Here is a 26,939-nt window from a genome sequence, read left to right as displayed (position 1 = left end):
AACTGCCATCCCACACTCCGGCAAGCACTGCGCAGGTGCCTGACAATGCGCGCGGTGAAAACCCGCCATTTCCTGCAGCTGGTGCTGCTGTCTGCCCTGTGGGGCGCTTCCTTTTTGTTCATCCGCATCGCCAGCCCGGTACTGGGTCCGAATGTGATGGCCGCGCTGCGCATTGGGCTGGCCACTCTCACGCTGATCGGCATCATGCGCTGGGTGGGTGAGCCCTGGCCCTGGCGCCACTGGCGGGAGCTGCTGGGGCTGGGTGTGCTGACGGTGGCAGTGCCTTTTCTGCTGTACGCCTGGGCGGCCCTGCACCTGCCTGCGGGCTACAGCTCTCTGCTCAACACCATGGCCGTGCCGTTTGGCGTGATCGCCGCCGCCTGGATGAAGGAAGACACGCTGAGCACGCGCAAATGGGCGGGCTGCCTCTGCGGCTTTGCAGGAGTCGCGCTGATCGTGAAGCTGGGGCCTGTGGCGCCCACCTCGGCGGTACTGCTTGCGGCAGGCGCGTGCGTGACCGCTGCGGCGTGCTACGGCCTGTCTCTCACCTGGATGAAGCGGGCGACCACCCGCATGTCACCGCTGTCGATCGCGGCCGGCATCCACGCCGCTGCCCTGGTGCTGCTGCTGCCCGGGGCGGCCTGGACATTGCCCACCGCACGTTTCACTCCCGAGGCGCTGGCTGCCGTGGCCGTGATGGGCATCGTGACCTCGGGGCTCGCCTACTGGCTCAACCTGCGGGTCCTCAAACATGTCTCGCCCGTGGCCGCCATGAGTTCCGCCTTCATGATCCCGCTGTTCGGCGTGGCCTGGGGCCATATCTTTCTGGGCGAGGCACTGGGGCCGGGCATGCTCTGGGGCGGCGCGCTGGTGCTGGTGGCGACCGGGCTGGTCACCGGCTTCAACCCGCTGCAATGGCTGGGTGCGCTGCGCCGCACAGACGACTAAGCGGCGGACTCCCCCAAGGCAGCGTGCACCCAACGCCTTTGGTGCTCCTCAGCGCGCGGCAGGCGCAACGCGGGTGATGCGGTGGGTAGCGGGTGGTGCCACCGGGCTCTGCAGCCGGAAGTACGCCTCCAGCGCATCCAGGTCCAGCTCACCCACGCGCCGGTCCTGGCCTTGCGTCAGCACCGTGAAGTTGTCACCACCGCTGTCCAGAAAGCTGCTCATCACCACACGCACGGACTGCATGTCTGTCACCGGCGCACCATTCAGCACCATGTGGCTGATGCGCGCCCCGGCGGGCTGGCTCAGGTCGTAGCGGTAACTGAACCCGCCGGACACCGACAACACCCGGGGCCGCTGCACCGTGTTGCCCCCGCTGGCGAACTGCTGCTCCAGCACCGCGCGGATCTGCGCACCCGTGAAGGTCTTGATCACCAGCTGGTTGCCAAAAGGCTGCACCGCATACAGCTGGCCGTAACGCACCAGCCCTTGCTCATCCGGCACCAGGTCAGCGCGCAGGCCGCCCGGGTTCATGAAGGACAGCTGCGCACCACCATCCGCAGGCGCTCGTGTAGCCAGCAGCTGGGCGTCCGCCACCAGATTGCCCAGCACGCTCTCCAGCGCCGCGTTGGGCTGGCGGCGCATGGCCCCTTGGGCCTGCCCCACTGGACGCCGGGCCAGCGGAATGGCGGCAGCGCGGTAGGTGTCGATGATCTTTTGCACGCCGGGATCCGCAGGGAACGTCGGCACGGCCGTGGTCAGCGGCACCGGCCCCTGGGCGCCCGTGAAGGCCTCGCCCTGCACCACCACATTGCGCGCCGTCTTGCTCACCACACGGCGGGTCTGCGTATCCACGCGCAGCTGGATGTCGGTGAGCAGCGTGCCGTACTGGCCTGCGCTGGTCAGCAAAAACGGCTTGGCCGGGTTCACGCGGCTGTAGTCGCACACATAGGCCTGGTGCGTGTGGCCCGAGACCACCACATCCACGGCCGGGTCCAGGCGCTCCAGGATGGGCACGATGTCGCCCGACAGACCTGCGCAGCTGGTCTCCTGCACGCCCGCCGTGGTGCCCCCGCCTTCATGGATGGCCACCACAATCACATCGGCGCCTTGGGCCTTGAGCTGAGGGATCAGCGCGTTGGCCGTGGCCGCCTCGTCCTCAAAACGCAGCCCAGCGACCCCGGACGGGCTGACCATGGTCGGTGTGGCCTGCAGCGTGAGGCCGATAAACCCCATGGTGACGGTGACACCGCCTTCGGTAAACCGCTTGAGCCCTGTGGCGGGCAGCAGGGTGCGCCCGTCTTCACGCACCGTGTTGGCCGCCAGCAGGCCAAATTGGGCGCCCTCAAAAGGCTTGCTGATGCGGCAAGGCTCGCGCGAGGTGAATTTCTCGCAGCCACCGTTCTGCAGCCGCAGCAGCTCGCGCCAGCCCCGATCGAACTCGTGGTTGCCGACCGCGTTGAAGTCGATCTGCATGCGGTTGACGGCTTCAATGGTGGGCTCGTCCAGGAACAGCGACGACACCAGCGGCGAGGCACCCACCATGTCACCCGCCGACACCACCGCATGGTGCGGCGACTGGGCCTTGAGGGCTGCCATGGCGCTGGCGAAATACGCCATGCCCCCGGCAGGTGCCAGCACCGGGCCTGTGGGCCCCTGCACCCGATGCGCCATGTGGGGCGGCTCCAGGTTGCCGTGCAGGTCGTTGAAGCCGATGAGGGTGATGTCGATGTGGGCCAGCGCGCTACCCACCGCAGGGGCGGTGGACGCAATGCCGCTACAGCCAGCCAGCCACAGCGGCACCGCCAAGGCGGCCAGCGCCCTGCGGTAAAAGGCCCGGAACAAGCGGTTGCTCATACGGAGGCACCGCCCCAGGGACGGTGGGATTTGGTGTTACAGAAACGAGGCCTGGATCGGCGGCACAGGCGGCACCACATCGCCGCACTGGGCACGGTGGCGCAGCGCGTGCTCCATCACCACCAGCGCCAGCAGCGCCTCAGCAATCGGCGCGGCGCGAATGCCCACGCAGGGGTCGTGGCGGCCCTTGGTGATGACCTCGGTGCTGTTGCCATGCACATCGATCGATTCACGCGGGCTGATGATGGAACTGGTGGGCTTGATCGCAATGCTCACTTCCAGGTCCTGCCCGGTGCTGATGCCGCCCAGCACACCACCGGCGTTGTTGGTGCGAAAGCCCTGGGGCGTCATCGAATCACCGTGCATGGTGCCCCGATGGGCCACGCTGGCAAACCCAGCGCCGATTTCCACGCCCTTGACAGCATTGAGGCCCATCATGGCGTGGGCGATGTCGGCGTCGAGCTTGTCATACAGCGGCTCGCCCAGGCCCACCGGCACGCCCGTGGCCTGCACACGGATGCGGGCGCCGCACGAGTCACCGGCCTTGCGCAGGGCGTCCATGTAGTCCTCATACTGCTGCACGTCGGCCACGGGGGCAAAGAAGGGGTTGGCGCGTACGTGATCCCAGCTCTCGAAAGGGATGGGCAGCTCGCCCAGCTGCGTCATGCAGGCGCGGAACTGGGCGCCATACTGCTGTGCCAGCCACTTCTTGGCCACGGCGCCTGCGGCCACCGTGGGCGCCGTCAGGCGGGCCGACGAGCGGCCGCCACCGCGCGGGTCGCGGATGCCGTACTTGTGCCAGTAGGTGTAGTCGGCATGGCCGGGGCGAAAGCTCTCGGCGATGTTGCTGTAGTCCTTACTGCGCTGGTCGGTGTTGCGGATCAGCAGGGCGATGGGGGTGCCGGTGGTCTTGCCCTCGTACACGCCAGAGAGGATCTCCACCGCGTCGGGCTCGTTGCGCTGCGTGACGTGGCGGCTGGTGCCAGGGCGGCGCCGGTCCAGGTCGGCCTGGATGTCAGCCTCGGTGAGCGGCATGCCGGGCGGGCAGCCGTCGATCACGCAGCCAATGGCCGGGCCGTGGGATTCACCAAAGTTGGTGACTGCGAATAGGGTACCGATGGTGTTGCCGCTCATGGGGCGGGATTATCCCAGAGCCCCGGGTGCCCGACGCACGGCCACACCGGTTTGCTGTGGTGTACTCCCCAACAGCTCCTACGTCACCTCACACCCGAGGTACCAAACGCCCGATACGTGGCGCCTTTGCACAGGCATGACATATCCTGCTTGGCAGGGTTCTGGACGCTTGTTAGCATGTAAACATCGATTTTTGGGATCTCCATGCCCGCCCTCGCGCCACCCTCTCCGGGTCCGACATCACCTTCCCGCACCCTTCTGACTGCCGCCCTGGCAGATGCTCCCCTTCGCCGCGCACTGGACGCCAGCGACAACGCTGTGGTAATGACCAACAGCTCCAAGTGTGTCGTCTATATCAACGAAGGGTTCACGCGGTTGTTTGGTTACCAGCCCGCCGAAGTGCTGGGCCGGCACCTGAGCGAGGTCTTGCTGGGCCCCCACTCTGATCCGGACCTGCTCGAAAGCATCCGGGGCAATGTGCTGGCCAAAGGCAGTTTTCGTACGGACACCCTGCTTTACAGCAAGGCGGGGCAGCCCCGCTGGGTGTCCCTGGTGATCAATGCGTCCGACGAAAGCTCCGGCGGACCGGGGGGCAGCATTTCGATCCTGACCGACATCACGCTCACCAAGATGCACGAGGTCCTGCAGACGCATGTGCTGGAGGGCATGGTCAACGAGTTACCCCTTCCCGAGCTGATGGCCCTGGTCTGCCGCGAGGTCGAACGCATCGCGCCCGAGGTCACCGCCTCCATCCTGGCGGTAGATGCACAAGGCCGGTTGCACCCGCTGGCAGCGCCCAGCCTGCCAGCCACCATCAGCCGCGCGCTGGACGGACTGGCGATTGGCCCCAAGGTAGGGTCGTGTGGCACCGCCGCCTTCCGCAACGCGCCCGTGGTGGTCACCGACATGGCCACAGACCCCCTCTGGGCTGACTACCAGGAATTGTTTGCCCCGAGCGGCATGCGCGCCTGCTGGTCCAGCCCCATTCGCGACCACCGGGGCCAGCCGATTGGCACCTTTGCGTTTTACTTCCGCGAACCGCGCGCACCCGACGCGCTGCATCAGCGCCTTGTCGATGTATGCCTGCACCTGTGTGCGCTGGCCATCGAACGCAACAGCACGCACGAGCGTATCCACCAGCTCGCGTTTTTTGATGTGCTGACCGGGCTGCCCAACCGGGCCCTCTTTCGCAGCAGCGGAGAGCGGGCGCTGGCCGACCTGCAGCGAGGGCGCCATACCGGCGCGCTGCTGTTCCTCGATCTGGACCGGTTCAAGCAGGTCAACGACACCCAGGGGCACGCCGCAGGCGATGCGCTGCTGAGCGAGGTGGCCCAGCGCCTGACCCAAGGCCTGCGTGCGCGTGACCTGATCGCGCGCCTGTCGGGCGATGAATTTGTGCTGTTGCTCTCCGAATGCACCACCGAACAGGCCGTGCAAAGCGCCCAGCGCGTGCTGCACGACATTGCCCAGCCGCTGGACATCTTCGGGCAGACCCATGTGCCCCACGCGAGCATCGGCATTGCGATGTTTCCGAACGATGGAGACACCATCGACACCCTGCTGCGCCATGCCGACCAGGCCATGCACCAGGCCAAAAGCGACCATCGCCACAGCCTGCAGCTGTTCAGCGCCGAGATGAACCGCCGTGCCCAGGAGCGCGCCTCGCTGGAGCGCGCGCTGCAGCAGGCGCTGTCCGACCGCAGCCTCACGCTGCACTACCAGCCGCAGGTTCTCAGCAGTTCCCCCGGCACCTTGCACGGTGTGGAGGCTCTGGCGCGCTGGAACCACCCGCAGTGGGGCATGGTGCCGCCGTCGCAGTTCATCCCCGTGGCCGAGGACGCCGGGCTGATCCATGAACTGACCCTGTGGCTGCTGGACGAAGCCTGCCGCCAGCTGGCGGCCTGGCGTGCTGCAGGCCACGACGTGCCCTGCGTGGCCATCAACCTGTCGGGCCGCAGCTTCCACCGGCCGGAGTTTGCGCAGGAGATCAGCGATGCACTGCAGCGCCATGGCCTGCGCGCCAGCGATGTGCTGCTGGAGATCACAGAGAGTGTGATGATGGATGCGCGGCCCGTCACGCTGCAGAACATCGAGGCCCTGCACCACCAGGGTTTCAAGCTGTCGCTGGATGACTTCGGCACCGGCTATTCCAGCCTGAGCTACCTGCACCGCCTGCCCATCAGCGAGCTCAAGCTCGACATGGCTTTTGTGCAGGACCTCACCACCAGCGCCACGGCGCGCGCCCTCACGGTGTCGGTGCTGAGCATTGCGCACAGCCTGGGCATGGTGGTGGTGGCTGAGGGGGTGGAGACCACCGGCCAGCAGCAGTGGCTGCAGGCCCACGGCTGCCCGGTCATGCAGGGCTACCTGTTCGGCAAGCCGCTACCACCCGATGAGATCGAGGCCTGGCTGTGCGCCCAGGCGCCTCGCCCCTATCGCTGACCTGGCTAGAGGCACATCTGTGCCGTCACGCTGGGGCGCGGGCCTCGCGCCCCGCCCACAACCTCAGCTACGGGGTTCTTCTTCCGGCCAGTCGCGGATGTAGGCCTTGAGCATTTTGTTCTCGAAGTTCTGGCTGTCCACCACGGCCTTGGCCACGTCATAGAAGCTGATCACGCCCATCAGCATGCGGCGGTCCATCACGGGCATGTAGCGTGCGTGGCGGTCCAGCATCATGCGGCGCACTTCGTCCATGTCGGTTTCGAGGGTGCAGGTCAGGGGTGCATCGTCCATGGCCGTGCGCACCAGCATCGTACCCACGCTGCCGCCGTTCTTGACCAGCGCCTGGATCACTTCGCGGAAGGTGAGCATGCCCACCAGGTCGCCATGCTCCATCACCACCAGCGAGCCAATGTCGCGCTCTGCCATCAGGCTCACGGCACCCGCCAGCGGCTCGTCCGGCGATGCGGTGTAGAGGGTGTTGCCTTTGACGCGAAGGATGTCGCTGACTTTCATGGTGCGGAGTCTCCGGGGGATCGGGAAGAATCGGAAAGAGTATGTGTGGGCCCGCACACACCAGCACATCCGCTGGGGTTGCCCAGGTGCTGCAGGCTGTTTGTCAGCAAATATAGCCCACAATGCCCGCCTGCATTGACAACATGGGAGACACACAGATGCCCGGTTACTCCGACCCCGGCTTTGACACGCTGGCGCTGCACGCAGGCGCCAGCCCCGACCCCGCCACCGGCGCGCGCGCCGTGCCCATCCACCTGACCACCTCGTTCGTCTTCGAGTCGAGCGACCACGCCGCGTCCCTCTTCAACCTGGAGCGCGGCGGCCATGTGTACAGCCGCATCAGCAACCCCACCAATGCGGTACTGGAGCAGCGCGTGGCCGCCCTGGAAGGCGGCGTGGGCGCGATCGCCACCGCCAGCGGCCAGGCTGCACTGCACCTGGCGATTGCCACGCTGATGGGCGCAGGCAGCCACATCGTCGCCAGCACGGCGCTGTATGGCGGTTCGCAGAACCTGCTGCACTACACGCTGTCGCGTTTCGGAATCGAGACCACCTTCGTCAAACCCGGCGACATCGACGGCTGGCGCGCCGCTGTGCGCCCCAACACCAAGCTGTTTTTTGGCGAGACTGTGGGCAACCCTGGCCTCGACGTGCTGGACATCCCCACCGTATCCTCCATCGCGCACGAGGCCGGCGTGCCGCTGCTGGTGGACTCCACCCTCACCTCGCCCTGGCTCATCAAGCCCTTCGAGCATGGCGCCGACCTGGTCTACCACTCGGCCACCAAATTCCTCTCGGGCCACGGCACCGTCGTGGGCGGCATCGTGGTGGACGGCGGCAGCTTTGACTGGGACGGTCCAAAGTCGGCCGGCAAATTTGCCGAGCTGACGCAGCCCTACGACGGCTTTCACAACATGGTGTTCACCGAAGAGAGCACCGTGGGCGCCTTTCTGCTGCGCGCGCGGCGCGAGGGCCTGCGCGACTTTGGCGCCTGCATGAGCCCGCACACCGCCTGGCTCATCCTGCAAGGCATCGAGACCCTGCCGCTGCGCATGGCACAGCACATGCGCAACACCGAGAAGGTGGTCGAATTTTTGGCCGCGCAGCCGTTTGTGTCGCGCGTGGGCCACCCGTTGCTGGAGTCTCACCCCAGCCATGCCTTGGCGCAAAAGCTGCTGCCACGCGGTGCGGGCTCGGTGTTCAGCTTTGACCTCAAGGGCAACCGCGAGCAGGGCAAGAAATTCATCGAAACCCTCAAGGTCTTCAGCCACCTGGCCAACGTGGGCGACTGCCGCAGCCTGGTGATCCACCCGGCCAGCACCACGCATTTCCGCATGAGCGACGAAGCGCTGGCGGGCGCAGGCATCAGCCAGGGCACGATCCGCCTGTCCATCGGACTCGAAGATGCCGACGACCTCATTGACGACCTGAAACGCGCGCTCAAAGCCGCAGAAAAGGCGGGGGCATGACCATGCACATCCAAGTCAACGGCGCCGCCATCTACTGCTACACCGGCGGCAAGGCATTTGATGCCGCCAAACCGACCGTGGTGTTCATCCATGGCGTGCTCAACGACCACAGCGTGTGGGCCCTGCAAAGCCGCTACATGGCCAACCACGGCTGGAACGTTCTGGCCATCGACCTGCCCGGCCACTGCCGCAGTGGCGGCGATGCCCCCGCCACGGTGGAGCAAGGCGCGGACTTCATCGGCGCGCTGCTCGATGCCGCGGGCGTGCAGCGCGCGGCGCTGGTGGGCCACAGCTGGGGTTCACTCATTGCCATGGAGGCGGCCGCGCGCCTGAAAGACCGCATCAGTCACCTGGTGCTGGTGGGCACCGCCTTCCCGATGAAGGTGTCGCCCGCACTCATCGAGGCCTCGCAGACCGACCCGGAGAAGGCGATGCGCATGGTCAACGTTTTCTCGCGCAGCACCCTGTCTGCGCCCCCGTCGGCCCTGGGCCCGGGCACCTGGGTGTTTGGTGCAGGCATGGCGCTGGGGCGCAAGGTGCTGCGTAGCAACACGGCAGTCAACGTGTTCCACCGGGGATTTGTGGCCTGTGACAGCTATGCCGGTGGCGAAGCGGCCATGGCGCAACTGACCTGCCCCGTGCTGTTTGCGCTGGGCAGCCAGGACCAGATGACGGCGCCCAAGGCGGCACAGGGTCTCGTCAAGGCTGCCCAGGCGGCGGGCAAGCAGGTGCAGATCACCCACCTGCCCGTGGGCCACAACCAGATGACCGAGGCGCCGGAAGAAACACTGGCCGCCATCCGCGACTTCCTGGCCCGGTGAGCCCCCAAACCCCGGCGCGCAGGCAGCCCGCCGGGGTTTCAATAGCCGGTTCAGGGTGGCAGACCCGTTGGCGACAGCACACCCGCACTGCCCCGCTGGTGCGCACCAGGGTCACGGCGTATAACGCGGGCAGAGCCCCAACGCCGCCCGGAGACAACGCCATGACCACCCAGACTGCCACCCCGCAACCAGCGCCCAGCACGGACCCTCGGGCCTTCAAGCGCTTCGCGGGCTTCTACCCGTTCTACCTGAGCGAACACAGCAACCGCACATGCCGCCGCCTGCATTTTGTGGGCTCCACGCTCACGCTGGTCTGCCTGGCCATGCTGGTGGCCACGGGCAAGCCCCAGTACCTGCTGTACGGCCTGCTCTGCGGCTACGGCTTTGCCTGGGTGGGGCACTTCGGCTTTGAAAAGAACAAGCCCGCCAGCTTCAAGCGCCCGCTGTACAGCTTCATGGGCGACTGGGTCATGTACAAGGACATCTGGACGGGTAAAGTACCCCTGTGAGATGACTTGGAGCCCCAGAGGCTGGAAGCGCTAGTGCAACATGCCTTTTTAGCTATTATTTGTATAGCAATGAGCCGCTATTTGAAGGCAGTCATTCACCCCGGTCAACGCGCCTGCAGCACATCCGCCATGTGCAAGCTTTCGAGCCTGGCGTTGACCCACAGCGGCCCGAGGCTGTCCACGCGCTGCAGCAGCAAGCGCTGCACCAGGGGCGCAAGCAAGGTACTTTCCGGGTCGGCCAGCAGCACATAGCGGGACTCGGGCACGTCGGCCGCACTCACCGCAGCATCGGCCACCTGTCCGACCCAGTCCAGCGCGGTCAGGGCTTCCAGCACGGGCTCCAGCTGCAATCCATCGACCCGCAGCAACTGGGCCAGCTGGCTGGGGCGCAGGCCCTTGATGGGCTGCTGGCGCGCACGGTGCAGCGCCTGCAGCACCTCCACCGCCAGCTGAAACGTCCAGCCCGCCACCGTGCCGCGCCGCGCCACCCCCGCCAGCAGGCTGGGCAGGTACGCGGTCACCACAGCACCCAGCAGCACGATGACCCAGGCCACATAGATCCAGACCAGCAAGATGGGCAGCGTGGCAAACGCGCCGTACACCACCGAGTAGGTGGGCACCTTGCCCAGGTACACCGCCAGCACCTTCTTGGCCAGCTCGATGCACACCGCGACAAAAAAGCCGCCCGTCCAGGCGTGCCGCCATTTCACCGGCGTGTTGGGCACATAGTGGTACAGCGACGCCATGCCGCCCGCCAGCACCACAAACTGGATCGAATCGAACAGCAACTGCACGCCATCCGGCAGGCGCTTGACCAGCCCGCCGGAGGCCGACATCACATACGAAGTGAGGGCCAAGCTCGCGCCCATCAGCAACGGGCCGAGCGTGATGGCCGCCCAGTAGATCAGCACACGCTGTCCCAGCGGCCGCAGGCGCTGCACGCGCCAGATGTCGTTGAGCGTACGGTCGATGGTCAGGATCAGTGCCAGCGCCGTGGCCAGCAGGATGCTGAACCCCGCCACCCCCAGGCTGCTGGCCTTGGCCGCAAACTGCGTGAGGTAGCCCAACACCTGCCGCGAGATGCTGTCGGGCACCAGGCTGCTGACCAGCCAGCCCTGCAGCGCGTCCTGCAGCTTGCCGAAGATGGGAAATGCGGTGAACACCGCCAGCGCCACCGTAAAAAACGGCACCAGCGCCAGGATGGTGGTGAAGGTGAGGCTGCTGGCCGTGAGGCCCAGGTGGTCCTCACGAAAGCGCTCACGCAGCGTCTGGGCCGTGGTCTTCCATGGGAAGTGCGACAGCTCATTGATCAACGCCTCGGTGCGCGACGCTACTGTCTGTATGGAAAAAGGCATGGCCGATATGATGCCACCCCAATGACCGACTCTCCCACCGCCCCTGCCTCCCCTCTCACACCGTCCGACAACGGCGTTGCCGCCACACGCTGGGTAGCCACCGGCAGCCTGCTCGCCCTGATTGTTCTGTGCCTGGCCTGGGAACTGGTGCTGGCCCCCTTGCGCCCAGGCGGCACCTGGCTGGCGATCAAGGCCCTGCCGCTGTGCATCCCGCTGGCAGGCATCCTGAAAAACCGCATGTACACCTACCGCTGGGTCAGCCTGGTGATCTGGCTGTACTTCACCGAAGGCGTGGTGCGCGGCTGGGGCGACAAGCCCCCATCGCAATGGCTGGCCTGGGGCGAAGTGGCCTTGTGCCTCGTGCTGTTCACCGCCTGCACGCTGCATGTGCGCGTGCGCCAGCGCAACGCCAAGGCAGCCGCCGCTGCGGCGGAAGCCAGCGCAGCGCCACCCGCCCCCTGATGCCCATGTCGCAGCCCTCCGCTACCCGATCAACCCACTGAACCCGTCGCTTCACCCATGACCACCTTGCTCGACACCCTGCGCACCATCGTCGGCCCCGCCCATGTGCTCAACGAAGGCGATCTCACCGCCTGGGAACAGGACTGGCGCCGCCGCGTGCGCGGCAAGGCCCTGGCCGTGGTGCGCCCCGCCAACACGCAAGAGGTGGCCGCTGTGGTCAAGGCCTGCGCAGCGGCGGGCACCGCCATCGTGCCCCAGGGCGGCAACACCGGCCTGGCCGTGGGCTCCACGCCCGACGACTCGGGCACGCAGATCGTGCTGAGCCTCACGCGCATGAACACGGTGCGCAGCGTGGACACCGACAACCTGACCATGACGGTGGAAGCCGGCTGCATCCTGCAGAACCTGCAGGATGTGGCGCAGAACGCGGGCGTGCTGTTCCCCCTGAGCCTCGCGGCCGAGGGCAGCTGCACCATCGGCGGCAACCTGGGCACCAACGCAGGCGGCACGCAGGTGGTGCGCTATGGCAATGCGCGCGACCTGTGCCTGGGCCTCGAAGTGGTCACCGCCCAGGGCGAGGTGTGGGATGGCCTCAAGGGCCTGCGCAAGGACAACACGGGCTACGACCTGCGCGACCTGTTCATCGGCAGCGAAGGCACGCTGGGCATCATCACCGCTGCGACGATGAAGCTCTACCCCCAGCCCGCCGCCAACCTCACGGCCTGGGCCGCCGTGCCGTCGATGGAACACGCCGTGGCCTTGCTGGGCTTGGCGCACAAGCAGCTGGGTGCGGGCCTCACGGGCTTCGAGGTGATGGGCCAGTTTGCGCTGAGCCTGGTGGGCAAACACATGCCGCAGCTGCGCGTGCCGTTTCTGGGCGACGACAACGCACCCTGGTGCGTGCTGCTGGAAAACTCCGACAGCGAATCCGAAGAACACGCGCGTGCACGGTTTGAGTCGCTGCTGGAGACCGCGTTTGAAATGGGCTGCGTGACCGACGCCGTGGTGGCAGAGAATCTCACGCAGGCCCACCAGCTGTGGCACATCCGCGAGAGCATTCCGCTCGCCCAGGCCGAAGAGGGCCTGAACATCAAGCACGACATCTCGGTGCAGATCTCGCGCATCCCCGCCTTTGTGGCCCACACCGACGCGGTGCTGCAGCGCGAGATCCCCGGCGTGCGCCTGGTCAACTTCGGCCACCTGGGCGACGGCAACCTGCACTACAACGTGCAGGCGCCCGCCGAGGGCGACCCCAAGGCCTTTCTGCGCGAGCACGAAGCCCATGTGAACCACCTCGTCTATGAGGCCGTGGCCGAGTTCGGCGGCTCATTCTCGGCCGAGCATGGCATTGGCGAACTCAAGGCCGACAAGCTCGCCAAGTACCAGTCGCCCGTGGCGCTTGGCATGATGCGCGCCATCAAGCAGGCGCTGGACCCGCAGGGCATCATGAACCCGAAGCGCGTGCTGCAGTAAACCCACAGAAAGCTGACCCATGACCGCTGCCGTGACTGTGCGCCCGGTTCAACCCGAAGACTACGCCGCCTGGCGACCGCTCTGGGACGGCTACAACGCGTTCTACGGCCGCTTTGGCGCCACCGCGCTGCCTGAGCACATCACGCAAGCCACCTGGCAGCGGTTTCATGACGCGGCAGAGCCCATGTTCTGCCTGGTGGCGCAGGACGATGCCACCGGCGAACTCCTGGGCCTCACGCACTATCTGTTTCACCGCAGCATGACGCGCATCGAGCCCGTGTGCTACCTCAGCGACCTGTTCACCCGCGAAGCCGCGCGCGGCCGGGGCGTGGGACGGGCGCTGATCGAAGCGGTGTACGGCGCAGCGCGCGCCGCCCGATCTTCCCGCGTGTACTGGCAAACCCACGAGACCAATGCCGCCGGGCGCCAGCTATATGACAAGCTGGCCAAGCACCATGGTTTCATCGTGTACGCACAAGAACTTTGACAGCCACACAATGTCCGCCCATGACACTGCCTGATCTGCACTGCGCCATCGCCGAACACAAAGGCACGTTCTCCTGTGAGCGCATCAACAAGCCGCAAGAGACCAAAACGGTGAATTTTCAGCACCACATCCAGCCCCCCGCTGCGCTGGATGCCCCCCTGCCCGGTGTGGGCCAGCTCGCCGCTTTCTACGCCACGTTCGGCGGCGTGCTGCTGTACCACGATGCCGACTCGGGCGACGCCGCCCGCTACATCGCCCCACCCGCTGAATGGCCCACGCTGCAAGAGGCGTTTGAGGGCTGGACAGAACACCTGAGCGACGAAGAACGCGAAGAGATCCTGCCCGACTGGATCGAGCACTGCCAAGTGATTGGCGAGACACCCCATTCGGGCAACTACATCCTGATGGCGACCGATGGCGAGTGCGCCGGCCAGGTGTTCGAGTTCGACCACGACGGTTTTGAATTCACCCACGTGGCTGACGACCTGGTGGACTATGTGCAGCGCCTGCTCCACCTCGACAGCCCCACGCTGGCCAACATCGCTTCGCACATGCGCTTCATCGACAAGAACACGGGGGCACAGTGGTGGATTCTGGAAATGAGCGACAACCAGGGCCACCGGGTGCGTACCGACGTGTGAACTGCGACAGAGGTGAGAGCACCCATCGCTATAAAAAGAAGAGCTTTCAGCGCATATAAATTGGGCGCCAGAGGCCATTTTTACTAGAACATTCGCCCTCCCGTCCGTGACACGAAGGGCGACGCCACGGCAGAAAAGGTGAAGTCACAACACCTTGCGCATTGGCTGTGCCTGTAGCCCCGCCCAGGTTTGCACTGCTCCATGCGGCGCATAGCCATGGCGGCGATAAAAGGCCTCTGCAGTGCGCGTGCTCTCCAACCCCAAAGCTGCGAGCCCCACCTCGCGTGCATGGGCCTCGACGTGCTGCAGCAGGCCCCGCCCCACCCCTTGGTGCAAGGCCTCTGGCACCACATAGCAAAGCGCCAGCGTGGGCCGCGCCAGCAGCGCAAAGCCCACCATCGTGTCGCCTCGGTATGCCCCCCATGCTGCAGCGCCCGGCGCGGAGATCCACGCAGTCAGGTTCTCGGGCGTCTTGTTGGCCAGCCAGGCCATCAGGATGGTGGGGTCATGGCCGTGGTCAAGTGCGCAGCAGTGGGTGATGGATTGGCGGATGACCGTGCAGGCGGCTTCTGCGGCATCGGGGCCCACAGGGGTGATGCGGAGGGCTTCGGAGGCTGCGTTGTCGGGCCTCATGCCGATGCGGGCCGCGACAAGCCCATCAGCAACACCGCCAGCAATACGTAGAACAAAGATCCGGCGATGTACAGGCCGCTCGCAGTCACCACGCGTTGACCCTCGCGCCGAAACGACAACGCTCCGGCGGGAGCAAACATGCGGGCTTCCTTGTGGCGCACATGCTCTGTGCGCCAGCGACCCAGGCTGAGCACACGCACCACCAATGCGCCAGTGAATATCAGCAGCGCATCGACGGCTGACCACAGCACCGCAACCACAAGATCAGTCATTGGCATCCCCAGCGAATCGGCGACGTTGGATCATAGACGGCCCGCCTCCAAGGGTGCGGGCGCAACCCCATGTCGGCGCGGGTCTTGGGCTGCGGGATGCTGCTGGCTCCATGCGCGGGCAGCCTCCCAGCCCGGCGGCACGCAGCCTTGCTCCATCACGCACAAACTGGCGCTGGCCAGCGCATGGCACAGCGCCTGCTGGCACGCATCGGCCGCCAGCGCTTCGACAAACCGCACAAAGCTCGCACTACCGGCAGCCTGCAATTGCCGCAGCAAATGCGTCAGCAGCCCGGCCAGAAAGCTGTCGCCCGCGCCCACGGTGTCCACCACTGGCAGCGGCTGGGCCTCTTTGGCAAAACGCTGCACGCCGTTGCGGTGCAGCAGCCAGGCGCCTTCCGCGCCCAGCGTGAGCGCCAGCAGATGGGCCTGTGGGTTGGCGGCCAGCAGGTGCTGTGCGCGGGCCAGGGCATCCACACCAGGCACGGCCAGATGCTCCAGGTCTTCGTCGCTGGCCTTGATGATGTGGGCGTGGGCCAGCGCGGCGTGCACCGTGGTGCGGTAGGCCGGCAGGTCGGGCATGACGGAGGGGCGCAGATTGGCATCGACCACCACACAGCGGCCTGCGGCGCGCTGGGCGGCCAGCCACGGCAGGTAGATGGCAGTGTCACGCGCGTCGAGCGCCAGCGCGCCGGTGCACACCAACTGCAGCCCGGGCAAGGCGGCGCAGCTATCGCCCAGACCTGCGGCGGACACGGCGCGGTCGGCCACGCCTTCACGGTAGAAGGCGTAGTCGGGGTGGCCATATGCGTCGAGGTTGACCACGGCCAGTGATGTGACCTGCTGCACGGGCTCGGGCTGTGCCAGCACCACGCCGTCAGCCACCAGTTGCGCAGCCAGTTCACGCCCAAAACGGTCGCGCGACAGGGGGTTGAGGTACTGGGTGCCCACACCCTGTCGCGCCAGCGCGCGGCACAGGTTGTAGAGCGCGCCGCCGAGGCACGGCAGGTAGCTGCCATCGGGGCGGCGGATCAGGTCGATGAGGGCCTCGCCGGCAATGGCGGCGTGGATGGGCGCTGTGCCGTTGGAAATCGTGGATGCGGAAGTCATGGATGTTTGGGAGGAAGCAGACAGTGCGTCAGAACTGCGATTGCAGCGCGGGGTACAGCGCGACAAAGCGGGCATAGCGTTCGGCCAGCTGGGCTTGTTGTGCGGGCTGTGGCATGAAGGTGTCGTCAGCGGGCAGGGGATGGCACCAGTGGGCTTCGTCACCACCGCAGGCCATGGCCGCCAGGCGCGCGGCCCCCAGGGCGGCTGCGGCGTGTGCTCCCTGCGGGCGCTGCAGCGGGGTGCCCAACGCGCTGGCCAAGAGCTGCGCCCAGGGGTTGCTGCGGGCACCGCCACCGACCAAGGCAAGGCCTACGTCATCCCGGCGGGCAGCGCCGCCCTGCCCGGCCCCGGTGGCACGCATGGCATTGAGGCCATCCAGCAGGCCAAAGCCCACGCCTTCCATCACCGCATAGGCCAGGTCGGCCGCTTCGTGCTCGGCCCGCAGGCCCATGAATACGCCGGAGGCAGCCGCGTTGTTGTGCGGTGTGCGCTCGCCACTCAGGTACGGCAAAAACAGCGGCGCCTGCGCCTGGCGGGTGGTGTTGAGGACGCTGACGGCGTCAGACAGTTGCGCCTCGTCGCCACGCCCTGTGAGCCGGGTGACCCAGCCAAACGCACTCGCTGCACTGAGCATGACCGACATGTGGTGCCAGCGCTGCGGCAGCGCATGGGCAAAAGCATGCACGGCGCGCTCGGTGGCAGGCGCAAAAGCGTCGGTCACGCGAAAGACCACACCCGAGGTGCCCAGCGACACAAAGCCCTGCCCCGCAGTGCGGGCGCCCACGCCCACGGCACTGGCGGCGTTGTCGCCCGCGCCAGCAGCCACGACGATGCTGTCACCGAGCCCCCAGCGGCGTGCCACATCGCTGCGCAGTGTGCCGGTGGGCGCACTGCCCTCGGCCAGCGTCGGCATGTGCGAAACATCGAGCCCACAGGCTTGCAACATGGCCGGGCTCCAGGCGCGCGCCTGCACGTCCAGCCACAGCGTGCCCGATGCGTCGGACATGTCGCTCACCATATCGCCAGTGAGTTGCAGGCGCAGCCAGTCCTTGGGCAGCAGCACGGTGCGGATCTGGTCAAACACGGCGGGCTCGTGCGTGCGCAGCCACAGCAGCTTGGGCGCGGTGAAGCCGGGCATGGCGAGATTGCCGGTGATCTGGCGCGAGGTGGGCACGGCCGATTCCAGCTGCGCACATTCGGCGCTGGCACGGCCGTCGTTCCACAAGATGGCCGGGCGCAGCACCTGGCCCTGCGCGCCCAGTACCACCGCGCCGTGCATGTGGCCCGAGAGGCCGATGCCCCGCACCTGCGCCCACGCTGCGGGAGCCTGCGCGCGCAACTGCGCCACAGCACTCTCCACGGCGGCCCACCAGTCGGCGGGGTACTGCTCGCTCCAGGTGGGCTGGGGGCGCAGCTGGGGCACGGCGGCATCTGCCGTAGCGACCACAGTATGCGCATCGTCCAGCAGCAGGAGCTTGACACCCGAGGTGCCTAAATCGATTCCGAGGTACATGGGTGATGGACAGATGTCAGTGATTCACAGTGAAAGCCATGGCCCGGCCTTTGCCTTTGGCGGGCTGCGTGCAGGGGTCACGCAACAAGGGCCTCCCCCCTCTCGGGGTGCAGATCCGGCTGGGGATCAGGAAGTCTTTCCAAACCTTCCAGCGCCCTGCTTGCGGTACTCGCTGGGCGTCATGCCCTTGATATCCAGAAAGCGGCGGTTGAAGTTGGCCATGTTGTTGAAGCCCACGTCATAAGCAATGTGCGTGATGTAGCGCTCGGTCTCCATCAGCAGCTGGCACGCGCGGTTCACGCGCACCAGGTTCACGAAGTCGGTGAAGGTATTGCCCGTGGCGCGGCGGAAGAAGCGTGAGAAGCGGCTCTCCGTCATGCCCAGCTCTTGCGCCAGGTGGGCCGCCGACAGCGGGTCGGCCAGGTGGTCGGTGATGCGGCTCACGATGGCGTTGATCTGGTCGAGCTGGGTATCGTTGTCCTCGCTTTGCAGCTGCGTGCTCGACAGCAGGCGAAAGTCGGTGCAGCGCGCCAGGTCGCTCATGAATTCGCAGAACGCGCCGAACCGGGCCAACCCCTGGCGCGCCTTGATGCGGTGCCAATGCTCTTGTGCCTGCGCTTCCATGCCAAAGAACTCCACGCCGTGGCGCGCGCGCTCCAGCAGAGGCAGCACCTCCCGCAGCTCGGGGATGGTCTCGCTGCTGGCCACCAGCGGCGCGTGCGAGAACTGGATCACCAGGTCGCGCAGCGGCACGCCGCCTTCGGGCAGGTCCATGCTGATCCAGTTGTGCGGCAGGCGCGGCCCGGTCAGCACCAGGTGGCCGGGCTGGAACTGACCGATCCAGTCCCCCACAAACACCTTGCCAGAGGTGGCCGTGATCAGGTGCAGCTCGTACTCGTCGTGGTAATGCCAGCGCGCCAGCGGCGTGGGAAACCCGTGCGACAGGCAGCGGATGAAGCCCGCCGTCTCGGGCGACTCGTAGCCCAGCGCGGGCGAGCGCACATAGTCGTGCTCCAGCTCTGGCTTGGTCTGGCGCGGGGCGATGGGCATCTTCACGGTCATGGCGGTAGTGGACTCAAATTACACCAGCATCAGGCGCCTGTCCGCTCCGCCACAAAAGCCAGCACGCGGGCATAGGCTTTGCGCAACGCGTCTACGAGTCGGGGGTGGCCGGCCATCTCGCCCCACAGGGTCGTGTCGGCCGCAAAGGCCGTCACGGGGTCAGCGGCATCGCAGATGGCATGGGCCACGGCGGGATCCATGGCCTGGTCCTGGTAGCTGTAGGGGATCTGCCCCGCGTGCCAGCGCTGCAGGTAGGCCAGGAACAGCGCGGGCAGCATGGCCACGCTGTCGAACGAAGCGTTGCGCGCCAGTCGGTCGCGGATAGTGGGCGCAATCATGCCGGGGATCTTGGAGAACGCATCCATGGCCACGCGCTGGTTGGTGTCGGCGATGGCAGGGTTGCCGAAGCGGTCCAGCACCACGTCGCGGTACTGCTCCAGGTTGATGGGGCATGGCTGCTCTGGGGTGTGGAGCACCGGGATCGCGTCGTCGGTGACGTAGTCGTAGGCCATCTGGCGAATGGCCGCGTCGTGTGTGCCTTGGTGGATGTACTGGTAACCCGCCAGCGTGCCCGCCCAGGCAATGCAGCTGTGGGTGGCGTTGAGCAGGCGGATCTTGGCCTCTTCGTGCGCCTGCACCGACTGCACCATCTCGACACCGACCGTTTCCCACGAGGGGCGGCCTGCGATGAAGTCGTCTTCGATGACCCACTGGATAAAGCTTTCACCCATGAGTGCGGCCTTGTCGCCCCAACCCGTTGCAGCCTTCACGCGCTCGGCCACATCGGGCGTGGGGCGCGGCGTGATGCGGTCCACCATGGCGTTGGGGCTGGTGGTGTTCTGCTCTACCCACTCTTTCAGTGGCGCATCGCCCAGCGCCTCGATGAACTGCAGCAGCCCGCCGCGCGATCGGTCGCCGTTGTGGCGCAGGTTGTCGCAGTTCATCAGCGTCACAGCGCCCGCACCGGCTGCCCTGCGCGCGCGCAGGATGCTGACCAGGCCGCCGTAGATCGTGTGGCCTGCCTGGCCGGCCTTCACGGCCGCCAGGTCGGCGCGCAGGTCGGCAAACGTGGGCCAGTCGAGCTGGTTCTGGGCATCCAGGTAGTAGCCCGCCTCGGTCACCGTGAAGCTGATGATGCGCGTGGCGGGGTCGGCGCCCATGGCAATCAGCGGGGCCAGGTCGTCCTGGTAGGGGATCACCCGCTGGATCGACTCGATGACGGTGTAGCTGCGCTCGCCTTGGGGGGTGACGGTTTCGAGCGTGTAGCGCCCATCCTGCGCTTGCAGCGCCGCGATGGTGTCGGCCATGTCGGGGCGCAGGTTGCCGCCTGCGATGGCCCAGCCAGTGTCGCCCTGCTGGCGCAATGCGTGAACGTAAACGGCCTGGTGGGCGCGGTGGAACGAGCCCAGGCCCAGGTGCAGGATGAAATTCATGGTGCGTGACTGCGGGTTTCTAGAGATCAAAGTTCGTGGGCATCATCACGACGTCGCGGATGGTCATGCCGCGCGGGCGGGTGAGCATGAAAAGCACCACGTCGGCCACTTCGGAGGCCTCGATGAGGCTGCCGCTGGCCTTGGCCTCGGCGAGCTTTTCCGCGGGCCAGTCGGCCAGCAGCGAAGTGATGACAGGCCCGGGCGAAATGGAGCCCACGCGGATGCCGTGCTTGAAGACCTGGCGGCGCACGGTCTGTACGAAGCAGTTGACGGCCCACTTGGACGATGCGTAGACGGGCTCCCACGGCGTGGGGAAGTGCGCGGCCAGCGAGCTCGTGACGATGATGTCGCCCGTGCCGCGCTCGATCATGTGGGGCAGCACGTTGTGCACGTTCTTCATCACCACGTTGACGTTCAGGTTCAGCATGCGGTCGATGGCGTCGGGGTCGGCATCCACCAAGTCGCCGCCCACATACAGCCCGGCGTTGGCGTGGAAGATGTCGAGCTGGCCCGCGAGCGCCAGCGTGCGCTGCAGCAGGCTGGCGCATTGCCTGGCATCGAGCAGGTCCAGCACCAGCGGCAAGGCGCCGGCGCCAATCGCTGCACAGGCCTTGGCCAGCGCGGCCTCGTCGCGATCGATGAGCACCACGCGCGCGCCAGCGTGGGCCATGGCTTGGGCACTGGCAAAGCCGATGCCCGATGCGGCGCCGGTAACGGCAGCCACCTTGCCTTGAAGTTCTTGTCCGGGGGGCATGGAAGCAGTCATGGCGGTCATACGGTCTGGCGGGCCACCACGCGTCCGTTCGGGTCGAACCAATGGGCTTGCGAGGCATCGATGTCCAGGCAAACCGCATCGCCCGCACGCAGGCCTGTGCGGTCGTTCTGGCGCGCCACAAACTGCGCGCCGCTGGGCGTGCTCACGTAGATCAGCGTCTCTGCGCCCAATGCTTCGACCAGGTCCACCTGGCCCGGCACCGGCGTCGCTCCGGTGTTGCGTACCGTGATGTTCTCGGGGCGCAGGCCGATGGCCCCGCCCTCCGCCCCGGCGGGGGCTTGCTGCTGCACGGACGATGGCAGCTGCGGCAAGGGCACCACATTCATCTGCGGCGTGCCAATGAACTGGGCCACGAACTGGTTGGCGGGCTTGTCGTACAGCTGCAGCGGCGTGCCCACCTGCTCGATGACGCCGTCGCGCAGCACCACCACGCGGTCGGCCAGCGTCATGGCCTCCACCTGGTCGTGTGTGACGTAGATGGTGGTGGCCCCGAGGTCGCGGTGCAGCTTGGCGATCTCCACGCGCGTCTGGCCGCGCAGCGCCGCGTCGAGGTTGGACAGTGGCTCGTCAAACAAAAACACCTTGGGCGCACGAACGATGGCTCGGCCGATGGCCACACGCTGGCGCTGCCCACCCGACAGCTCCTTGGGCGTGCGCTGCAGGTAGCTGGTGAGGTTGAGGATGCGCGCGGCGTTCTGCACCTTCTCGTCGACCACCTGCTTGTCCACCTTGGCGAGCTTGAGCGCAAAGCTCATGTTCTCGTACACGCTCATGTGCGGGTACAGCGCATAGCTCTGGAACACCATCGCCAGGTCGCGCTTGCTCGAGGGCTGGTCGGTGATGTCGCGGCCGTCCAGCATCAGGGTGCCACCGTCGATGTTTTCGAGCCCCGCGATCAGCCGCAGCAGCGTGGACTTGCCGCAGCCCGAGGGGCCGACGAAGACGATGAACTCGCCTTGCTGGATGGTGAGGTCGATGCCCTTGATGGCGCGGTGTTCACCAAAGAATTTCTCGATGCCGCGCAGTTGAAGGTAGGCCATGGAATCGGGTTCCTGAAAACTTGATTGCGTTGGATAGGAAAGCTGCGCGTTACTTCACGGCGCCAAACGTCAGGCCCTGCACCAGCTGCTTCTGGCTGAACCAGCCAAAGACCACGATGGGCGCAATGGCCATCAGCGAGGCGGCGGACAACTTGGCCCAGAACAGGCCCTCGGGGCTGGAGTACGACGCGATCAGTGTGGCCAGCGTGCCGGCCTTGGCGGCGCTGAGGTTCAGGCTCCAGAAGGCCTCGTTCCATGACAGCACCAGGCACAACAGGCCGGTGGACGCGAGGCCGCCCATGCCCAGCGGCAGCAGCACCAGGCGCACCTCCTGCCACAGCGTGGCGCCGTCCATGCGCGCGGCTTCCAGAATCTCGCGCGGGATGTCCTTGAAGTGCGAATACAGCATCCAGACCATGATGGGCAGGTTGGACAGCGCGAACACGATGATGAGCGCAAGCTGCGTATCGAGCAGGTGGCTCTTTTGCGCCAGCACATAAATGGGTACCAGCGCGCCCACGGCGGGCATCATCTTGGTCGAGAGCATCCACATGAGGATGTCCTTGGTGTACTTGCCCTTGAAGAAGGCCATGGCGTAGGCCGCAGGCGCAGCCAGCATCAACCCCACCAGGGTAGAGACCACGCTGGTGATGACCGAATTCTTGGCGTACAGCAAGTAGTCGCTGCGCTCCTGCACCTCGTGAAAGTTTTCGAGCGTGGGGACAAAGAACAGCTGCGGCGGCACGGCGATGGCCTGCAACTCGGTCTTGAACGCCATGAGGAACAGCCAACCCAGCGGGAAAAACAGCAGCAGGGCCACGCCCCAGGCAGCGGCGGTGCGCAGGGCCAGCAGGCCGAGCGGGAAGTTGGAGCGGCGTCGTTTTGTCGTTGTCATGAGCGTTGCCCCGTCTTACTTGTCAAGGTTCTTGCCGACCATGCGGATCAGAAACACCGCCGCGATATTGGCCAGCAGCACTGCGAACAGCGCACCTGCCGAGGCCACGCCCGCGTCGAAGTTGAGCAGCGCCTGCTTGAAGATCAGGAAGGTGACGTTGGTGCTCGCATCGCCCGGCCCGCCACCCGTGGTGGTGTAGATCTCGGCAAAGATGCTGAGCAAAAAGATGAGTTCGATCATCACCACCACGGCCACCGAGCGCGCCAGGTGCGGCACATACAGGTAGCGCAGCTGCTGCAGATAGTTAGCGCCGTCCATGCGCGAGGCTTCGAGCTGCTCGTGGTTCATGCTCTGCAATGCCGTCATGAAGATCAGCGTGGCAAACGGCAGCCATTGCCACGACACCATGACGATCACCGAGAACAACGGGTGGTCCGTGAGCCAATCCACCGGCTGTGCGCCAAAGAACATCCACACCTGGGCGAGCACGCCGTAGATGGGATTCATCATCATGTTCTTCCACATCAGCGCGTTCACCGTGGGCATGACGAAAAACGGCGAAATCAACAGCACCCGCACGATGCCCCGGCCCGCAAACGGCTCGTTGATGAGCAGCGCAATCGCAATGCCGAACACCACCGTGATGAGAATGACGCTGCCCAGCAGCAGCAGCGTATTGACCACCGCCGTGCCAAACGACGGGTCGGTGACGAAATACTCAAAATTCTCCAGCCCGGCAAAGCCCGTCTGGTCCGGCTGCATGAGGTTGTAGCGGATGAGCGAGAAGTAGATCGTCATCACCAGCGGCACGATCATCCACAGGAAGAGCGTGGCCATGGCTGGCGTGAGCAGCAGACGGGGTAGCAGGCGGCGGTTCATGGGAATTCCGATACAGACTTACACAGCGCAGTGAGGTAAGCGCCCAGTGGGCGTAGCGAGCGGCCCGAGGTGGGGGTGCTGTACCGCAGTCGTACTCCCGTACGGCGAGGAACACCGCCCCCAGATCGGGCCGCGCAGTAGCCCAATGGGTGCTTGCCTATTTGTAGTAGCCGGCCTTCTTCATTTCGCGGTCAGCCGCCACCTGGCCGGCCTTGAGTGCCGCGTCCACCGTCGTCTTGCCTGCCAGCGCAGAACTCATCTGCTGGCCCACGGCGATGCCGATGGCCTGGAACTCAGGAATGGCCGCGAACTGCACACCCACGTACGGGCTCTTCGGCAGGGTCGAATCCGTCGGGTTGGCCGAGTCGATGGCAGTCTTCTCTGCAGCAGCGAAGCGGGCCGCCTTCTGGAACTCCGGCGCCGCATACGTGCTCTTGCGCGTGCCGGTAGGCACATTGGCCCAGCCGTTCGTCTTGGCCACCAGCTGGATGTAGTCCTTGCTGGTGGACCAGGTGATGAACTTCTGCGCGGCGTCGACCTTTTTCGAACCGGCGGGGATGGCCAGGTTCCACGACCACAGCCAGTTGGCGCCCTTGGGCGTGTTCATGGTGGGAGCCTGGGCAAAGGCCATCTGGTCGGCCACCTTGGACTGCTTGGGGTCGGCCACGAACGATGCGGCGATGGTCGCGTCCACCCACATGCCGCACTTGCCGGAGTTGGTCAGCGCCAGGATCTCGTTGAAGCTGTTGGCCGACGAGCCGGGCGGGCCATAGTTCTTGAGCAGGTCGACGTAGAAGGTGATCGCGTCCTTCCAGGGCTTGGATTCGAGCTGCGGCTTCCACTGCATGTCAAACCACTGGCCGCCGAAGGTGTTGACCAGCGTGGTCAAGAACGCCATGTTGTCACCCCAGCCTGGCTTTCCGCGCAGGCAGATGCCGTACACGCCGTTCTTGGGGTCGTGCATCTTGGCGGCCAGGTCCTTGATCTGCGGCCAGGTGGGACGCTCAGGCACCTGCACGCCGGCCTTGTCGGCCAGGTCCTTGCGGTACATCAGCATGGAGCTTTCGCCATAGAACGGCGCGGCAAACAGCTTGCCGTCCACCGTCAGGCCATTGCGCACGGCGGGCAGCAGGTCATCCACATCGTAGGCAGCATCGGTCTTCAGCTCCTGCAGCCAGCCCTTCTTGCCCCAGATAGGCGCTTCGTACATGCCAATCGTCATCACGTCGAACTGGCCGCCCTTGGTGGCGATGTCGGTCGTCACGCGCTGGCGCAGCACACCTTCTTCGAGCGTGACCCACTTGAGCTTGATGTCGGGGTTCGCCTGCTCGAAATTCTTGCTGAGCTTTTGCATCTCGATCATGTGGCCGTTGTTCACGGTGGCAATCACGAGTTCGGTCTGCGCATGCGCAGCGGTTCCGCACAGCGATGCCGCCAGGGCGGCAACGGCCAGAGCCAGGCGAGTGTGTGGACGAGTGGAACGGGGCATCGGAACGTCTCCTGCGTAGTTGGTATGGATCTGCCATTCAACGCCAGTCGAATCTCGGCATTGATGGGCTGAACGATACCGATGCTCTGATGCTCAGTTGATACTTTGAAAAGCACTACACATACTAAATTTCGCCAGAATCTCAGGATTTATACCTAGTCGCATCAATTGGGTATGTGCATTGTGGGCCTGGGGCGGCCGCCCTGGCGCTGCGGGGTGCTGCACACATTTGACCCAAGGGCGCGCCCTGAGTGGGCCGACTGTTTCCAAAACTGGAACAGTCAGTTTGCGACCCGGTGGTTTTTCTCTGCACCCCACCGGCGTACAGTTCATCCCATCGATGAGCCGAACCCGCAAGGCGACTCACCGAACCCGGTTCAGGAATGGTTTTTGACCCGGCTTTTTGAGACGCTTTTCAACTTCAAGGACTTATCAATCATGAACAACACCGCACGTTTCCTCTCCATCGCCGCTGTCGCCGCTTTCGCTTCTTTTGGTGCCCAGGCTGACGAAGCCGACGCTTCGCAGTTCGCCACCAAGTTTGAAACCAACCGCACCCGCGCTGAAGTGGCTGCCGAAGCCGCTACCGTGGCCCAGACCCGCTCCATCGAACCCGCTGGTTCGCGTGTGGTGACCTACAAGTCCACGGCTGACCGCGCTGCCGTGCGTGCCCAGGCTGCTGAAGCGGTGCGCACTGGCCAGATCCCTTCCGGCGAACTCGGCGCTCTGTAAGCCGTCCCGGAATCAACGGACTTCGCCCCCCCACCCCATCAAGAATCGAGGTCACCATGAACAAGACAACACGTTTCCTGTCCATCGCTGCTGTGGCTGCTTTCTCCGCTTTCGGCGCCCACGCTGACGAAGCCGACAGCTCGCAATTCGCCCTCAAGTTCGACACCAACCGCACCCGTGCCGAAGTGGCTGCTGAAGCCTCTACCGTGGCCCAAACGCGCAGCATCGAACCCGCTGGTTCGCGCGTCGTGACCTACAAGTCGACTGCCGACCGTGCTGCAGTGCGCGCCGCAGCGGCCGAAGCCGTGCGCACCGGCAAGATCCCATCGGGCGAAATCAGCGCGATGTAAGAACGCGGACCTTCCCGGGTGGCGGCCTCTCACTGTTGTGGACATGTGCCCCCGGACTCTCAGAAAGGGCTCCCATGTGGGAGCCCTTTTTGCATTGGCAACAAGCTCAGGCCACCAGTGTCTTGAACATCACATGGGCATCGACATAGCCCAGCGTGTGGTGCCGGAAGGCCCCGGGCAGCGTGCCCACGATCGCAAAGCCCAGGTGCTGCCACAGCCGCACGGCGCGCACGTTGCTGGCTACCACCAGGTTGAACTGCATGGCCCGAAAGCCCATGGCCACAGCCTGCTGCTGGGAGTGCTCACACATCAACGAGGCCACGCCCTGCCCCTGCGCGGTCGGCGCCACCACATAGCCACAATTGCACACATGGGCCCCCAGCCCGGCCTGGTTGGGCTTGATGAAATAGGTACCCCAAATCTCCCCGCCCGCGCCAAGGGCGACAAAGGTTGCGGCAGGCAGCTCTACCCAGGCTTTGTGGATCTCGGCCTCGGTGCTTTCGGGGGCAAAAGCATATGTGTCCCCCGCCTGGAAGGTGGTGCGCAGGATGGACCATACGGCGGGCCAGTCGGCGGCCTGGAAGGGGCGGATGGTGACGGGGGTATCGGAAGTCGTCATGGGAAGTGCAGTGGATGGATGGCGAGTCTGGC

At 65.7% G+C, this 26,939-nt stretch carries 27 protein-coding genes; 11 read left to right on the top strand and 16 right to left on the bottom strand.

Annotated elements, in window-relative coordinates; translation table 11 throughout:
- Nucleotides 1-45 precede the first annotated feature (45 nt).
- Nucleotides 46-948: a DMT family transporter gene (locus tag ACTJKQ_RS14670; RefSeq protein ID WP_436078500.1), complete on the top strand. Its 903-nt coding sequence runs from the start codon at nucleotides 46-48 to the stop codon at nucleotides 946-948.
- Nucleotides 949-996: 48 nt separating this feature from the next.
- Here ACTJKQ_RS14670 and ACTJKQ_RS14665 read toward each other — a convergent pair whose 3' ends face one another.
- Both ACTJKQ_RS14665 and aroC read right to left on the bottom strand, forming a co-directional pair.
- Nucleotides 997-2,802, bottom strand: a complete 1,806-nt coding sequence (locus tag ACTJKQ_RS14665; RefSeq protein ID WP_440597279.1) for a bifunctional metallophosphatase/5'-nucleotidase — start codon at nucleotides 2,800-2,802, stop codon at nucleotides 997-999.
- Nucleotides 2,803-2,838: 36 nt separating this feature from the next.
- A complete protein-coding gene (gene aroC / locus ACTJKQ_RS14660; protein WP_440597278.1) occupies nucleotides 2,839-3,936 on the bottom strand; it encodes a chorismate synthase in 1,098 nt (365 codons plus the stop codon).
- 204 nt (nucleotides 3,937-4,140) lie between these two features.
- Here aroC and ACTJKQ_RS14655 point away from each other — a divergent pair, with 204 nt between their 5' ends.
- On the top strand, nucleotides 4,141-6,378 hold the full coding sequence (locus tag ACTJKQ_RS14655) for a sensor domain-containing protein (RefSeq protein WP_440597277.1): 2,238 nt from the start codon (nucleotides 4,141-4,143) through the stop codon (nucleotides 6,376-6,378).
- A gap of 63 nt (nucleotides 6,379-6,441) precedes the next feature.
- Here the strand turns inward: ACTJKQ_RS14655 and ACTJKQ_RS14650 are convergent, their stop codons facing one another.
- A complete protein-coding gene (locus ACTJKQ_RS14650) occupies nucleotides 6,442-6,891 on the bottom strand; it encodes a CBS domain-containing protein (RefSeq protein ID WP_440597276.1) in 450 nt (149 codons plus the stop codon).
- 158 nt (nucleotides 6,892-7,049) lie between these two features.
- Here ACTJKQ_RS14650 and ACTJKQ_RS14645 point away from each other — a divergent pair, with 158 nt between their 5' ends.
- From ACTJKQ_RS14645 to ACTJKQ_RS14635, 3 genes are all read left to right on the top strand, one after another.
- On the top strand, nucleotides 7,050-8,360 hold the full coding sequence (locus ACTJKQ_RS14645) for an O-acetylhomoserine aminocarboxypropyltransferase (protein WP_056743725.1): 1,311 nt from the start codon (nucleotides 7,050-7,052) through the stop codon (nucleotides 8,358-8,360).
- A 2-nt stretch (nucleotides 8,361-8,362) separates the two neighbouring features.
- Nucleotides 8,363-9,181: an alpha/beta fold hydrolase gene (locus ACTJKQ_RS14640; protein WP_440597332.1), complete on the top strand. Its 819-nt coding sequence runs from the start codon at nucleotides 8,363-8,365 to the stop codon at nucleotides 9,179-9,181.
- Nucleotides 9,182-9,342: 161 nt separating this feature from the next.
- On the top strand, nucleotides 9,343-9,690 hold the full coding sequence (locus ACTJKQ_RS14635) for an Mpo1-like protein (protein ID WP_440597275.1): 348 nt from the start codon (nucleotides 9,343-9,345) through the stop codon (nucleotides 9,688-9,690).
- Nucleotides 9,691-9,794: 104 nt separating this feature from the next.
- Here ACTJKQ_RS14635 and ACTJKQ_RS14630 read toward each other — a convergent pair whose 3' ends face one another.
- Nucleotides 9,795-11,045, bottom strand: a complete 1,251-nt coding sequence (locus tag ACTJKQ_RS14630) for a YihY family inner membrane protein (RefSeq protein ID WP_056067158.1) — start codon at nucleotides 11,043-11,045, stop codon at nucleotides 9,795-9,797.
- A 21-nt stretch (nucleotides 11,046-11,066) separates the two neighbouring features.
- On the opposite strand from ACTJKQ_RS14630, the gene ACTJKQ_RS14625 reads away from it, so the two are divergent.
- From ACTJKQ_RS14625 to ACTJKQ_RS14610, 4 genes are read left to right on the top strand one after another with little or no spacing between them, the layout of a single operon-like run.
- Nucleotides 11,067-11,507, top strand: coding sequence for a DUF2069 domain-containing protein (locus tag ACTJKQ_RS14625; protein WP_116749480.1), 441 nt, complete (start codon nucleotides 11,067-11,069; stop codon nucleotides 11,505-11,507).
- Between the two features lie 57 nt (nucleotides 11,508-11,564).
- Nucleotides 11,565-12,980: an FAD-binding oxidoreductase gene (locus ACTJKQ_RS14620; protein ID WP_440597274.1), complete on the top strand. Its 1,416-nt coding sequence runs from the start codon at nucleotides 11,565-11,567 to the stop codon at nucleotides 12,978-12,980.
- A 19-nt stretch (nucleotides 12,981-12,999) separates the two neighbouring features.
- The gene (locus ACTJKQ_RS14615; RefSeq protein ID WP_056067153.1) at nucleotides 13,000-13,467 is read left to right on the top strand and encodes a GNAT family N-acetyltransferase; all 468 of its coding nucleotides are present in this window, start codon (nucleotides 13,000-13,002) and stop codon (nucleotides 13,465-13,467) included.
- 20 nt (nucleotides 13,468-13,487) lie between these two features.
- Complete coding sequence (locus ACTJKQ_RS14610; protein ID WP_440597273.1) at nucleotides 13,488-14,108, top strand: hypothetical protein; 621 nt, start codon at nucleotides 13,488-13,490, stop codon at nucleotides 14,106-14,108.
- 144 nt (nucleotides 14,109-14,252) lie between these two features.
- On the opposite strand, the gene ACTJKQ_RS14605 is transcribed toward ACTJKQ_RS14610, so the two are convergent.
- The 11 genes from ACTJKQ_RS14605 to ACTJKQ_RS14555 all read right to left on the bottom strand — a co-directional run bounded on the left by ACTJKQ_RS14605 (nucleotide 14,253) and on the right by ACTJKQ_RS14555 (nucleotide 25,206).
- Complete coding sequence (locus ACTJKQ_RS14605) at nucleotides 14,253-14,741, bottom strand: GNAT family N-acetyltransferase (protein ID WP_440597272.1); 489 nt, start codon at nucleotides 14,739-14,741, stop codon at nucleotides 14,253-14,255.
- The gene (locus tag ACTJKQ_RS14600) at nucleotides 14,738-15,013 is read right to left on the bottom strand and encodes a hypothetical protein (RefSeq protein WP_440597271.1); all 276 of its coding nucleotides are present in this window, start codon (nucleotides 15,011-15,013) and stop codon (nucleotides 14,738-14,740) included. Before ACTJKQ_RS14600 ends, ACTJKQ_RS14605 begins: the two co-directional genes overlap by 4 nt.
- 30 nt (nucleotides 15,014-15,043) lie before the next feature.
- Nucleotides 15,044-16,120, bottom strand: a complete 1,077-nt coding sequence (locus ACTJKQ_RS14595) for a PfkB family carbohydrate kinase (protein WP_440597270.1) — start codon at nucleotides 16,118-16,120, stop codon at nucleotides 15,044-15,046.
- 28 nt (nucleotides 16,121-16,148) lie between these two features.
- Nucleotides 16,149-17,633 (bottom strand): xylulokinase, encoded by a 1,485-nt coding sequence (xylB, locus tag ACTJKQ_RS14590; RefSeq protein ID WP_440597269.1) that lies wholly within the window; start codon nucleotides 17,631-17,633, stop codon nucleotides 16,149-16,151.
- A 126-nt stretch (nucleotides 17,634-17,759) separates the two neighbouring features.
- Nucleotides 17,760-18,695, bottom strand: a complete 936-nt coding sequence (locus ACTJKQ_RS14585; RefSeq protein WP_440597268.1) for an AraC family transcriptional regulator — start codon at nucleotides 18,693-18,695, stop codon at nucleotides 17,760-17,762.
- A 29-nt stretch (nucleotides 18,696-18,724) separates the two neighbouring features.
- Nucleotides 18,725-20,128 (bottom strand): D-arabinitol 4-dehydrogenase, encoded by a 1,404-nt coding sequence (gene dalD / locus ACTJKQ_RS14580; RefSeq protein ID WP_440597267.1) that lies wholly within the window; start codon nucleotides 20,126-20,128, stop codon nucleotides 18,725-18,727.
- Nucleotides 20,129-20,147: 19 nt separating this feature from the next.
- Nucleotides 20,148-20,882 (bottom strand): SDR family oxidoreductase, encoded by a 735-nt coding sequence (locus tag ACTJKQ_RS14575; protein ID WP_440597266.1) that lies wholly within the window; start codon nucleotides 20,880-20,882, stop codon nucleotides 20,148-20,150.
- 17 nt (nucleotides 20,883-20,899) lie between these two features.
- Entirely contained in the window at nucleotides 20,900-21,943 is a 1,044-nt protein-coding gene (locus ACTJKQ_RS14570; RefSeq protein ID WP_440597265.1) for an ABC transporter ATP-binding protein, read from the bottom strand.
- Between the two features lie 49 nt (nucleotides 21,944-21,992).
- On the bottom strand, nucleotides 21,993-22,838 hold the full coding sequence (locus tag ACTJKQ_RS14565; protein WP_436075461.1) for a carbohydrate ABC transporter permease: 846 nt from the start codon (nucleotides 22,836-22,838) through the stop codon (nucleotides 21,993-21,995).
- A 15-nt stretch (nucleotides 22,839-22,853) separates the two neighbouring features.
- Entirely contained in the window at nucleotides 22,854-23,717 is an 864-nt protein-coding gene (locus tag ACTJKQ_RS14560; protein WP_056743676.1) for a carbohydrate ABC transporter permease, read from the bottom strand.
- Between the two features lie 157 nt (nucleotides 23,718-23,874).
- The gene (locus ACTJKQ_RS14555; protein ID WP_436075462.1) at nucleotides 23,875-25,206 is read right to left on the bottom strand and encodes an ABC transporter substrate-binding protein; all 1,332 of its coding nucleotides are present in this window, start codon (nucleotides 25,204-25,206) and stop codon (nucleotides 23,875-23,877) included.
- A 438-nt stretch (nucleotides 25,207-25,644) separates the two neighbouring features.
- Here ACTJKQ_RS14555 and ACTJKQ_RS14550 point away from each other — a divergent pair, with 438 nt between their 5' ends.
- Nucleotides 25,645-25,938 (top strand): DUF4148 domain-containing protein, encoded by a 294-nt coding sequence (locus ACTJKQ_RS14550; RefSeq protein ID WP_099729858.1) that lies wholly within the window; start codon nucleotides 25,645-25,647, stop codon nucleotides 25,936-25,938.
- A gap of 56 nt (nucleotides 25,939-25,994) precedes the next feature.
- Nucleotides 25,995-26,288, top strand: a complete 294-nt coding sequence (locus ACTJKQ_RS14545; RefSeq protein ID WP_056067132.1) for a hypothetical protein — start codon at nucleotides 25,995-25,997, stop codon at nucleotides 26,286-26,288.
- 106 nt (nucleotides 26,289-26,394) lie between these two features.
- On the opposite strand, the gene ACTJKQ_RS14540 is transcribed toward ACTJKQ_RS14545, so the two are convergent.
- The gene (locus ACTJKQ_RS14540; protein ID WP_440597264.1) at nucleotides 26,395-26,907 is read right to left on the bottom strand and encodes an N-acetyltransferase family protein; all 513 of its coding nucleotides are present in this window, start codon (nucleotides 26,905-26,907) and stop codon (nucleotides 26,395-26,397) included.
- Nucleotides 26,908-26,939 lie beyond the last annotated feature (32 nt).

Source organism: Acidovorax sp. 22279 (genome assembly GCF_052045435.1).
Classification (GTDB): Bacteria; Pseudomonadota; Gammaproteobacteria; order Burkholderiales; family Burkholderiaceae_C; genus Acidovorax; species Acidovorax delafieldii.
The sequence above is the reverse complement of the archived record's forward strand: the minus strand, read 5'-3'. Positions and strand labels throughout refer to the sequence as shown.

Coding starts and splice junctions, on each gene's coding strand:
- ACTJKQ_RS14670 (WP_436078500.1), top strand. CDS start 46: ATGCGCGCGGTGAAAACCCGCCATTTCCTGCAGCTGGTGCTGCTGTCT.
- ACTJKQ_RS14665 (WP_440597279.1), bottom strand. CDS start 2,802: ATGAGCAACCGCTTGTTCCGGGCCTTTTACCGCAGGGCGCTGGCCGCC.
- aroC (WP_440597278.1), bottom strand. CDS start 3,936: ATGAGCGGCAACACCATCGGTACCCTATTCGCAGTCACCAACTTTGGT.
- ACTJKQ_RS14655 (WP_440597277.1), top strand. CDS start 4,141: ATGCCCGCCCTCGCGCCACCCTCTCCGGGTCCGACATCACCTTCCCGC.
- ACTJKQ_RS14650 (WP_440597276.1), bottom strand. CDS start 6,891: ATGAAAGTCAGCGACATCCTTCGCGTCAAAGGCAACACCCTCTACACC.
- ACTJKQ_RS14645 (WP_056743725.1), top strand. CDS start 7,050: ATGCCCGGTTACTCCGACCCCGGCTTTGACACGCTGGCGCTGCACGCA.
- ACTJKQ_RS14640 (WP_440597332.1), top strand. CDS start 8,363: ATGCACATCCAAGTCAACGGCGCCGCCATCTACTGCTACACCGGCGGC.
- ACTJKQ_RS14635 (WP_440597275.1), top strand. CDS start 9,343: ATGACCACCCAGACTGCCACCCCGCAACCAGCGCCCAGCACGGACCCT.
- ACTJKQ_RS14630 (WP_056067158.1), bottom strand. CDS start 11,045: ATGCCTTTTTCCATACAGACAGTAGCGTCGCGCACCGAGGCGTTGATC.
- ACTJKQ_RS14625 (WP_116749480.1), top strand. CDS start 11,067: ATGACCGACTCTCCCACCGCCCCTGCCTCCCCTCTCACACCGTCCGAC.
- ACTJKQ_RS14620 (WP_440597274.1), top strand. CDS start 11,565: ATGACCACCTTGCTCGACACCCTGCGCACCATCGTCGGCCCCGCCCAT.
- ACTJKQ_RS14615 (WP_056067153.1), top strand. CDS start 13,000: ATGACCGCTGCCGTGACTGTGCGCCCGGTTCAACCCGAAGACTACGCC.
- ACTJKQ_RS14610 (WP_440597273.1), top strand. CDS start 13,488: ATGACACTGCCTGATCTGCACTGCGCCATCGCCGAACACAAAGGCACG.
- ACTJKQ_RS14605 (WP_440597272.1), bottom strand. CDS start 14,741: ATGAGGCCCGACAACGCAGCCTCCGAAGCCCTCCGCATCACCCCTGTG.
- ACTJKQ_RS14600 (WP_440597271.1), bottom strand. CDS start 15,013: ATGACTGATCTTGTGGTTGCGGTGCTGTGGTCAGCCGTCGATGCGCTG.
- ACTJKQ_RS14595 (WP_440597270.1), bottom strand. CDS start 16,120: ATGACTTCCGCATCCACGATTTCCAACGGCACAGCGCCCATCCACGCC.
- xylB (WP_440597269.1), bottom strand. CDS start 17,633: ATGTACCTCGGAATCGATTTAGGCACCTCGGGTGTCAAGCTCCTGCTG.
- ACTJKQ_RS14585 (WP_440597268.1), bottom strand. CDS start 18,695: ATGACCGTGAAGATGCCCATCGCCCCGCGCCAGACCAAGCCAGAGCTG.
- dalD (WP_440597267.1), bottom strand. CDS start 20,128: ATGAATTTCATCCTGCACCTGGGCCTGGGCTCGTTCCACCGCGCCCAC.
- ACTJKQ_RS14575 (WP_440597266.1), bottom strand. CDS start 20,882: ATGCCCCCCGGACAAGAACTTCAAGGCAAGGTGGCTGCCGTTACCGGC.
- ACTJKQ_RS14570 (WP_440597265.1), bottom strand. CDS start 21,943: ATGGCCTACCTTCAACTGCGCGGCATCGAGAAATTCTTTGGTGAACAC.
- ACTJKQ_RS14565 (WP_436075461.1), bottom strand. CDS start 22,838: ATGACAACGACAAAACGACGCCGCTCCAACTTCCCGCTCGGCCTGCTG.
- ACTJKQ_RS14560 (WP_056743676.1), bottom strand. CDS start 23,717: ATGAACCGCCGCCTGCTACCCCGTCTGCTGCTCACGCCAGCCATGGCC.
- ACTJKQ_RS14555 (WP_436075462.1), bottom strand. CDS start 25,206: ATGCCCCGTTCCACTCGTCCACACACTCGCCTGGCTCTGGCCGTTGCC.
- ACTJKQ_RS14550 (WP_099729858.1), top strand. CDS start 25,645: ATGAACAACACCGCACGTTTCCTCTCCATCGCCGCTGTCGCCGCTTTC.
- ACTJKQ_RS14545 (WP_056067132.1), top strand. CDS start 25,995: ATGAACAAGACAACACGTTTCCTGTCCATCGCTGCTGTGGCTGCTTTC.
- ACTJKQ_RS14540 (WP_440597264.1), bottom strand. CDS start 26,907: ATGACGACTTCCGATACCCCCGTCACCATCCGCCCCTTCCAGGCCGCC.